Here is a 9,717-nt window from a genome sequence, read left to right as displayed (position 1 = left end):
TTTTGGACTCACAATTTAATTGCATGAAAATAATTAAATTAATAAAGCTGGTAGAGAAGTTACTTCATGTTTATCTAATTTTAAAGAAGGTTTTTTATCTTGCCAAGTATAAGCAATTAAACCAGCAATAATATTAACCATAAAATTATAAATACTGCGATGACGAGAATGAACAACTTGGGAAATATTTTGATAGCCTGCGTGGCGTAGCCATAGTTGGTCATTGACAGTTTCAATTAAAGCTCTTTTTCTTAACATAAGTTTTTCCCACAATTCAACTAATTTATTCTTCATATTCTCCTTAAAAGGAGTAATTAATTTCACATCATTTTCCAATAGTTCCTGAAATAAACTTTTAGAAATATATCCTTTATCTCCAAAAAGTCTTCCCCATAAATTTTGTGCCAAAGTAGGAACTGGTTTCCGGTCATCAACATTTCCGGGAGTAACTTGAAAAGCTAATAATTCGCCTTGTTCATTAATAATTAAATGAAGTTTAAATCCAAAGTACCAATCCACAGAACTCCTGCCCCAGCCCGATAAGCCACGGAAAACTTTATTTCTTTTTGCTCTTTTATTATGACAAATAGGAATACCCATGCTGTCAATAAAAGAGATGCCACTACTACCAAAGATACTTTACCACCAATAAATACAAAGTTGATTTTTTCGCTTTCTTCCCCCACAGGAAACCCGGCAATAAATACCTCATCTCCTACTGTGGGAACAGTACCCAAATTTGCGACAGAATAGATTTTTTTAATAGTTGAAAATTGCAATATTGCTAAATCATAATTCTGAAAGTTCACATTTTTTGGAACATCTGCTTTGTATATTTCTCCATCTGGTGTTTGAATGCGATAAGGTGGATTATCTGCTCGTAAAACATGGGCATTTGTTAATACTGTATAAACTGAATTTTGTTTATTTAGTAATATTCCCGAACCCAAAAAATCTGTTGATAATATCTTCACAGTAATAGCCGCCACTTTTTTCTGTAACTGTGCTGCTGATAATGGAATTGGCGGTTTTGTCGTGCTAGTTTCTTCAGCAGAAATACTAATATTTCCTGCCGAACTTGAAAGTAACATTGACAAACCGCCAATACAGGCGACAAATTTTAATATCCGCCAAGTCATGTTAATTTAATCCGGTTCAACAGTGGCATTATCGAGGTAAAGCTGGAAATCAATATTAATTGTGTCACCTGCACTTTCATTGAGTGTATTACCAGCAGCCAAACCCCGAGGGTCTAAGAGTCTGCGGAGAGTAGCACTGGGATTAACTCCACGTTTGAGGGTAAATAATAAATTATTACTCCCCTACTCCCCTACCTCCCCTACCTCCCCTACCTCCCCTGCCCCTGCTTGCCTTCACCCGTCATTTTCGGGTTGACAGACTAGTAGGTTACATCTCTTGTGGGGTGGGCTGCCCGCCCATTAAAAAATCCCCCACCTCACGGCAGGGGATTTTTAATTACCTAAAAGCAGTAGTCAGGATCAACCAAACTTACCAGCCGTAGAGGCAATGAGGAACGCTGCATAGGTGACGATGTAGCCAACAGTGAAGTGAGCTAAACCAACCACACGAGCTTGAACAATGGAGAGAGCAACGGGCTTGTCCTTCCAGCGAACCAAGTTAGCTAAAGGAGTACGTTCGTGCGCCCAAACCAAGGTTTCAATTAACTCTTGCCAGTAACCTCTCCAAGAGATGAGGAACATGAAACCAGTAGCCCAGATGAGGTGTCCGAAGAGGAACATCCAAGCCCAAACAGACAAGTTATTCATGCCGTAGGGGTTGTAACCGTTAATCAACTGAGCAGAGTTAGCCCAGAGGTAGTCACGGAACCAGCCCATGAGGTAGGTAGAGTTTTCGTTGAACTGAGCAACGTTACCTTGCCAAATACCGAGGTGTTTCCAGTGCCAGTAGAATGTTACCCAACCGATGGTGTTTAACATCCAGAACATAGACAGGTAGAAAGAGTCCCATGCGGAGATATCGCAAGTACCGCCACGGCCTGGACCGTCGCAGGGGAACGCATAACCGAAGTCCTTTTTATCGGGCATCAGTTTAGAACCACGAGCATCCAAAGCACCCTTAACGAGTACCAAGGTGGTGGTGTGGATAGCCAAAGCGAAAGCGTGGTGAACCAAGAAATCGCCAGGTCCAATGGTCAAGAACAAGGAATTTGTTCCAGAGTTGATGGCATCTAACCAGCCAGACAACCAAACGTTACCAGCATTGGGGTAAGCGGTGTAAGCAATACTGTCGGGGTTAGACAACAGTACATTCAAGCCATACAAAGCTTTACCTTGAGCAGCTTGGATGAATTGAGCAAATACTGGCTCAATCAAGATTTGTTTTTCAGGAGTACCGAACGCAACAACTACGTCGTTGTGAACATATAAACCCAGGGTGTGGAAACCCAAGAAGAGAGATACCCAGCTAAGGTGGGAGATGATCGCTTCTTTGTGTTGTAACATCCGGTCAAGGACGTTACCTTTGTTTTGTTCGGGGTCGTAATCACGTACCCAGAAAATTGCTGCGTGAGCAAAAGCACCAACCATCAAGAAACCAGCGATGTACTGGTGGTGGGTGTACAGTGCTGCCTGTGTGGTGTAATCCTTAGCGATGAAAGCATAAGGAGGCAGAGCGTACATATGCTGCGCTACCAAGGAACAGATAGTTCCCAAAGATGCCAAAGCTAATGACAACTGGAAGTGCAGGGAGTTGTTGATGGTGTCGTAAAGACCTTGGTGGGGCAGGTTGAACTGACCTTCGCTCTTGCTACCAGGTACTAAACCGGATTTGGAGTTCAGCATTTCTTTGATGCTGTGACCAATTCCGAAGTTAGTCCGGTACATATGACCAGCGATGATGAACAAAACTGCGATCGCCAAGTGGTGGTGAGCCATGTCAGTCAACCACAAGGATTCTGTTTGGGGGTGGAAACCGCCCAAGAAGGTAAGAATCGCAGTCCCTGCACCTGTGGAAGTACCAAATAACTGACCAGCGGTGTCAGGGTTTTGAGCGTAAACGCCCCAGTTACCTGTAAAGAAAGGAGTTAAACCTTCTGGATGGGGAGCTACAGTCAAGAAGTTATCCCAACCCACGTGAATACCACGGGATTCAGGAATAGCAACGTGAACTAAGTGACCAGCCCAAGCCAGAGAACTAACACCAAACAAACCAGCCAAGTGGTGGTTTAGGCGGGGTTCAGCACTCTTGAACCAAGAAAGGCTAGGACGGAACTTGGGTTGTAAATGTAACCAACCAGCAAATAGGAACAATGCGGACAACAAGAGCAAACCAACGGAACCAGTATATAGTTCGCTGTTTGTCCGCATCCCGATGGTGTACCACCAGTGATAAACACCAGAGTAAGCAATGTTTACAGGGTTGCTTGCACCAGCTTGGGTGAAAGCGTCAATTGCAGCTTCACCGAAGTGAGGGTCCCAAATTGCATGGGCAATGGGACGGACGTGCAGGGGATCTTTAATCCACTGTTCAAAGTTACCTTGCCAGGCCACGTGGAACAGGAGGCTGGATGCCCACAGGAAGATGATTGCCAAGTGACCGAAGTGCGTAGCGAAAATCTTTTGGTAAAGATTCTCTTCCGTCATGCCATCGTGGCTTTCAAAGTCGTTGCCTGTAGCGATCGCATACCAAATCCGACGAGTAGTCGGGTCCTGTGCGAGATCCTGGCTAAATTTTGGAAATTTTGTTGCCATAGGTGTGATCTGTCCTCTGACCTTTAGCCATTATTTGTCAGCAAAATTTTAGATTTTAGATTCTGGATTTTGGATTAAATCTCAAATCCAAAATCCCTACGGGTTCGGCAGTCGCTCATGGGGGAAACCCCCAAGACCGCGCTGCCTCACCAAAATTCCACTGATTCTTATCCTACTGAAAGGATGTGTGCGTGGAAGAATGCCCAAGTGGTAGCAATTCCTCCTAATAGGTAGTGAGCCACACCTACAGCCCGACCTTGAGTGATGCTCAGTGCGCGAGGCTGAATTGTTGGGGCTACTTTCAGTTTATTGTGCGCCCAAACAATGGACTCAATTAGTTCTTGCCAGTAGCCACGACCACTGAACAGGAACATTAAGCTGAACGCCCAAACAAAGTGAGCGCCTAAGAACATGAGTCCGTAAGCGGACAATTCAGTTCCGTAGGAGTTGATTACTTGTGTAGCTTGCGCCCACAAGAAGTCACGTAACCAACCGTTGATGGTGATAGCACTTTCAGCGAAGTTACCGCCAGTAATGTGATTTACTGTACCATCTGCATCTACTGTTCCCCAGACATCAGACTGCATCTTCCAACTAAAGTGGAAAATTACAATTGATAAGGAGTTATACATCCAGAAGAGTCCGAGGAAGATATGATCCCAACCGGAAACTTGGCAAGTACCGCCACGACCTGGACCATCGCAAGGGAATCGGAAGCCTAAGTTAGCCTTGTCTGGAATCAGACGAGAACTACGGGCGTACAATACACCTTTGAGCAAGATGAGAACAGTAACGTGAATGGTGAATGCGTGAATGTGGTGAACCATGAAGTCCGCTGTACCCAATGTAATGGGCATCATAGCGATCTTATCGCCGATAGCAACAATTCCACCACCAAAAGCATGACTAACTACTTGAAGAGCGTTAGGTGCTGTATTACCAGGCGCTAATGTGTGCAGGTTTTGTACCCATTGAGCAAATACTGGTTGCAATTGAATTGCACTGTCGGAGAACATATCCTGGGGACGACCCAAGGCACGCATGGTGTCATTATGGATGTACAAACCAAAGCTGTGGAAGCCTAAGAAAATACAAACCCAGTTGAGGTGAGAAATGATAGCGTCACGGTGACGAATCACGCGATCTAAAACGTTGTTTTGGTTCACAACAGGATCGTAATCGCGCACCATGAAAATGGCTGCGTGGGCAGCACCACCAACAATCAAGAAACCACCTATCCAAATATGGTGAGTGAAGATACACAATTGTGTTGCGTAATCAGTTGCCAAGTAAGGATAGGGAGGCATCGCGTACATATGGTGAGCGATGATGATTGTCAAGGAACCCAAGAAAGCTAGGTTAGTAGCTAATTGAGCGTGCCAAGAAGTGGTGAGGTTTTCGTAAAGACCTTTGTGACCTTCGCCAGTGAAAGGACCTTTATGAGCTTCTAGAATATCTTTAATGCTATGACCGATACCCCAGTTAGTACGGTACATATGACCAGCAATGATGAACAGTACAGCGATCGCTAGGTGGTGATGAGAAATATCAGTCATCCACAAGCCGCCTGTAACTGGGTTTAAACCACCCTTAAATGTGAGGATATCAGCGTAAGCTCCCCAATTTAAGGTGAAGAAAGGTGTTAAACCACTGGCGAAACCAGGGTAAAGTGCTGCCATTTTTGCTGTATCAAACAGCAACTCATGAGGCAGAGGGATGTCCTTAGCTGCTACACCTGCATCTAACAGTTTGTTGATGGGTGCAGACACATGGATTAAGTGACCAGCCCATCCCAAAGAACCACAGCCTAGCAACACTGATAAGTGATGATTCAGCATTGACTCCACATTCTGGAACCATTCCAGTTTAGGAGCGCGTTTGTGGTAGTGAAACCAGCCAGCAAATAAGAACAAGCCTGCTAATACCAAGCCGCCAATTGCAGTTACATATAGCTGGAAGGAGCTAGTGATACCCCAGCCACGCCATACTTGGAACAAGCCAGAGGTGATTTGAATGCCGCGGAAACCGCCGCCCATATCACCGTTTAAAATGTCTTGACCAACAATAGACCAAACTGTTTGGGCGCTGGGCTTAATGCCTAATGGGTCAGCCAGCCAAGCTTCGTAGTTAGAGAACTTAGCACCGTGGAACAACATTCCGCTCAACCAGATTGCTACTACAGCCAAATGGCCGAAGTGAGCGGCGAATATCTTGCGGGAAATGTCTTCTAAATCGCTTGTATGTGTATCAAAATCATGGGCGAGGGCATGGAGGTTCCAAATCCAGGTTGTGGTTTTTGGACCTCTGGTTAAGGATCTGTCGAAATGTCCTGGCTTTGCCCATTTTTCAAATGAGGTAGGAACCGGGTCATTGTCAACGATCACTCTTGCTTTTTTTTCCTCTCGCTCCGGAGGACTAATCGTCATTCGACCTCCTCTCTATAAGGAATGGGGAATCATGAATACCACCTAGAATAACACAGTCGCCGTTTTCAGATTGGTCTGGACTAGCGATGGGGTTGCCGTGTGGAAAAGAAAAGTTGTTTCTGTTGAATTATAGAGTCTGAACTTGCACATTGTTATAGACCTGTTAACAATAATTAAAAATAGCCAAATTTATTGTCCAATCGGCTTTATAAGTTCCTATACATTGTCCAAAAGTCAATAGACTCTTCATTTAATTTACAAAGAACAACAATTTGGAAAACTTATGATTCATACGCAAAGCCGCTCAAACTCCTGCCATTTGGCTACTTTTATCTAAAATCAGCGGTCTGAAACCAAATTTATTTTCTGAGAATAAGTCAAAAAAATCACTTATTCGACATTTTAATCAGATAAAAGTAGGTAAATTTATAACTTTGGTAGTAGATTTATGCTCTTATCCATAGTCCATGAGCCATAATTTGCGTCACAATAATGGCGTTAATTGTTAAAAACTATTACGGAATAAAAACATGAACACTGGGTGCAGAAAATTTTTTGATCAACTTTTTTCCAAGAGATTCCCAATTATTAAGTGGCTTGCTGCATTAGTGCTAGTTTTCAACTTAAGTAGTTGTGTTGAAGCAGCAAATAGCCAGGAAGTATCCACCAATCCTTTCATGAAAACGCTCCCAGCCTCAGAAATTTCTGGGACTTTTTCAGAAACTGCACCACCTGATGTTATTCAAGCATTGCGTCCCAGTCTAGAAGGTTATCAACCTCAAGTCAGCATCATTAGTCCCCAAGTAGATGAAATTCTTCCAGACAATATAGTTAAAGTCCAGTTGCGGGTTAAGGACTTACCGATATTTAAAGACCCTCAATGGCAACTTGGACCCCATTTGCACCTAATTTTAGACAATCAACCTTATATAGCTGTTTACGATTTAAATCAGTCGGTGGTATTGTCAGACTTATCCCCCGGTACGCATACTCTTCGCGTTTTTGCTTCTCGTCCGTGGCATGAAAGTTTTAAAAATGAAGGTGCTTATGCTCAAACTACATTTCACGTTTTGACGAAAACTGAAGAAAACAACCCAGATTCTAAATTACCCCTACTTACTTACAGTCGTCCCAATGGTGGTTATGGGGCAGAACCAATTATGCTGGACTTCTACCTAACTAATGCACCGTTGCACAGTATTGCTGAAACTAATCCTGACGATACTATGAGCAATTGGCGCATTCGTAGTACAGTTAATGGTGAAAGCTTTATTCTTGATCGTTGGCAACCTATTTATCTTAAAGGCTTTAAACCTGGTAAAACTTGGGTAAAACTGGAATTCCTTGATAATGAAGGACAACCTGTGAAAAATGCCTTTAATACCACTATCAGACTAATTAATTACCAACCCAATGGTCAAGATACTCTTTCTAAAATTGTCAGAGGGGAATTGACAGCAGATGAAGTTCGGGGTATTGTAGACCCAACTTATACAGCTAAGATTCCAGGTACTGAATCTACCGCTACACCAACTCCAGAAACTAAAGTCGAAAAACAACCAATTCCCGAAGTTAAAGTTCCTAAAGTTACACCAATTCCTGAAACTAAAGTCGAAAAACAACCAATTTCTGAAGTTAAACTTCCTGAAGTTACACCAACTCCAGAAACTAAAGTCGAAAAACAACCAATTCCTGAAGTTAAAGTTCCTGAAGTTACACCAACTCCAGAAACTAAAGTCGAAAAACAACCAATTCCCGAAGTTAAAGTTCCTGAAGTTACACCAACTCCAGAAACTAAAGTCACAGAAACAAAAGAATTGAATCTGGATAAACCAGATACAGGTTCATCTAAGCAATCTCAAATTCAAGAGTAATTAGAGTAACAATACCTTGTCGAAATTGAAAAAAGTCTTGATTTGTAGGTTGGGTTGAGGCACGAAACCCAACAAATGCGTCGGGTTGCGCTGTCGCTTAACCCGACCTACAAAAAATGGACAAGGTATTGGAGTAAGCCACAAAATAAATGATCCTGTTTTGTCATGCTGAGTGTAGCGTTCGCGGAGCGTGGCGTTAGCCATAGCGAAACGAAGCATCTCAAGAGATTCTTCACTACACTTCGTTTCGTTCATAATGACATTGGGCATTTCTTTTTGTGGAGTTCTCTTAAGGGACTTCCAAGAAATAAATTATCCTGATTAACGAACCACAGAGGCGCAGAGGACACAGAGGAATAAGGGTTTGAGAGATTTTTGCGTTAGGTGGTTGAGTATTTTTTTATTTGGAAGTCCCTAACAAAAAATACTCAGTTGCAAATTTTGAGATAAAGTTTCCATGAGTGCTAAACCAGCTACAGGATTACCTACAATATCTAAAGCAGGACTGTAGCTGGCAATAGCAGCGATCGCCGAAGGCATTGCTCCCTGATTTGGTATGATGGCGACAAGTCCACCACCAATACCCGATTTTATCGGTAAGCCAATTTTCACAGCATATTCTGCGGAAGCTTCATATAAACCACAAGTTAACATCACCGTATTTACGGTTTGACGGTGTTTGTCATTTATGAATTCGCTTTTACAGGCTAATATTTTTCCCAGTTTAGCTAAATCTTCTACCCGTCCAGATATACAGCATATTTGTTCATAAACGTCTAGAGATAATTCAATATTATTTAAATTTCCCGATTCGTAGAGATAGTTGGCAATATCTATATTTATTTGGGAGCGACTAGCACGAACTGAAGCTAGAATATCTGTGTCTATATATATTTGAGTACCTGCTAATTTATTTAACCAATTACAAAACAATTGTGTACATTCATGTCCATCCTTTCCTGGTAGCTTATCAGCAAGAGTAATAGCACCACTATTAATCATAGGGTTGCGAGGATATCCATGATCTTCTTTTAATTGCAATAAAGAATTAAAAGGCGCATCCGAGGGTTTAACCCCAACCCATTGTAAAACCTGTTTTTCCCCGTAATATTCCAGCAGGTATAGTAGAGAAAATGGTTTAATGACACTCATGAATGGAAATACACAATCGGTATCTCCTAAACTATAATTTTCTCCTGATTCACAACTTATATAAACAGCAAATGAGTTAGGATTAGCCGTAGCTAATTTAGGAATGCGTTCAATAACTTTTCCTTTTGCTGCTTGGGTTTTAGCTTGTTCTACCCAGATAGATAAATTATGTATATTAATGCTTTTTATTCCTAGCACAAGCCTAAACCTCAAATCATGAAGATAATCTGGATTATATCCCACATTCCGCACCCTTGACTGTCACAAACGGTGATTACGGAGGTAAATTGATGAAAAATGAGTAAAAGAATACATTTATCTATAAAAAAACAAATTTTAGATAGGAAAATTGATTCAGATACATTCTCAATAAGAAGCAATAAAGAATGAGGGTGGTTTCTGGCAGAAAATATAATATAATTTTATTGTTAGTCTATCAAGACTTAATCATAACTTATATCCTTCTAGAAATAAACTTAAAAACAGCATTAAAACTTAAACTCATTAATAAAATCAATGAGTCAAATTGTATAA

The 9,717-nt window shown here is 41.9% G+C and carries 6 protein-coding genes and 1 pseudogene; 1 reads left to right on the top strand and 6 read right to left on the bottom strand.

Annotated elements, in window-relative coordinates:
- Positions 1–33: 33 nt before the first annotated feature.
- The 5 genes and pseudogenes from AN486_RS24870 to psaA form a co-directional block, all read right to left on the bottom strand.
- On the bottom strand, positions 34–600 hold the full coding sequence (locus AN486_RS24870) for an IS982 family transposase (protein WP_233455478.1): 567 nt from the start codon (positions 598–600) through the stop codon (positions 34–36).
- Complete coding sequence (locus AN486_RS24865) at positions 486–1,139, bottom strand: serine protease (protein WP_290602884.1); 654 nt, start codon at positions 1,137–1,139, stop codon at positions 486–488. Before AN486_RS24865 ends, AN486_RS24870 begins: the two co-directional genes overlap by 115 nt.
- A gap of 6 nt (positions 1,140–1,145) precedes the next feature.
- Positions 1,146–1,307, bottom strand: a pseudogene (locus AN486_RS24860) (COP23 domain-containing protein); the annotation flags it as partial.
- Positions 1,308–1,499: 192 nt separating this feature from the next.
- The gene (gene psaB / locus AN486_RS24855; RefSeq protein WP_053538922.1) at positions 1,500–3,731 is read right to left on the bottom strand and encodes a photosystem I core protein PsaB; all 2,232 of its coding nucleotides are present in this window, start codon (positions 3,729–3,731) and stop codon (positions 1,500–1,502) included.
- 167 nt (positions 3,732–3,898) lie between these two features.
- Complete coding sequence (gene psaA, locus AN486_RS24850; protein WP_053538921.1) at positions 3,899–6,157, bottom strand: photosystem I core protein PsaA; 2,259 nt, start codon at positions 6,155–6,157, stop codon at positions 3,899–3,901.
- 530 nt (positions 6,158–6,687) lie between these two features.
- Here psaA and AN486_RS24845 point away from each other — a divergent pair.
- Positions 6,688–8,031 (top strand): hypothetical protein, encoded by a 1,344-nt coding sequence (locus AN486_RS24845; RefSeq protein ID WP_290602883.1) that lies wholly within the window; start codon positions 6,688–6,690, stop codon positions 8,029–8,031.
- A 414-nt stretch (positions 8,032–8,445) separates the two neighbouring features.
- On the opposite strand, the gene AN486_RS24840 is transcribed toward AN486_RS24845, so the two are convergent.
- A complete protein-coding gene (locus tag AN486_RS24840) occupies positions 8,446–9,381 on the bottom strand; it encodes a glutaminase (protein WP_168636097.1) in 936 nt (311 codons plus the stop codon).
- Positions 9,382–9,717 lie beyond the last annotated feature (336 nt).

The sequence above is a fragment of the Anabaena sp. AL93 genome (assembly GCF_001672085.1).
Classification (GTDB): Bacteria; Cyanobacteriota; Cyanobacteriia; order Cyanobacteriales; family Nostocaceae; genus Dolichospermum; species Dolichospermum heterosporum.
The sequence above is the reverse complement of the archived record's forward strand: the minus strand, read 5'-3'. Positions and strand labels throughout refer to the sequence as shown.

What these genes read in the sequence shown, in the direction of transcription:
- psaA (WP_053538921.1), bottom strand. Translation starts at nt 6,157, where the DNA reads ATGACGATTAGTCCTCCGGAGCGAGAGGAAAAAAAAGCAAGAGTGATC.
- psaB (WP_053538922.1), bottom strand. Translation starts at nt 3,731, where the DNA reads ATGGCAACAAAATTTCCAAAATTTAGCCAGGATCTCGCACAGGACCCG.
- AN486_RS24870 (WP_233455478.1), bottom strand. Translation starts at nt 600, where the DNA reads ATGGGTATTCCTATTTGTCATAATAAAAGAGCAAAAAGAAATAAAGTT.
- AN486_RS24865 (WP_290602884.1), bottom strand. Translation starts at nt 1,139, where the DNA reads ATGACTTGGCGGATATTAAAATTTGTCGCCTGTATTGGCGGTTTGTCA.
- AN486_RS24845 (WP_290602883.1), top strand. Translation starts at nt 6,688, where the DNA reads ATGAACACTGGGTGCAGAAAATTTTTTGATCAACTTTTTTCCAAGAGA.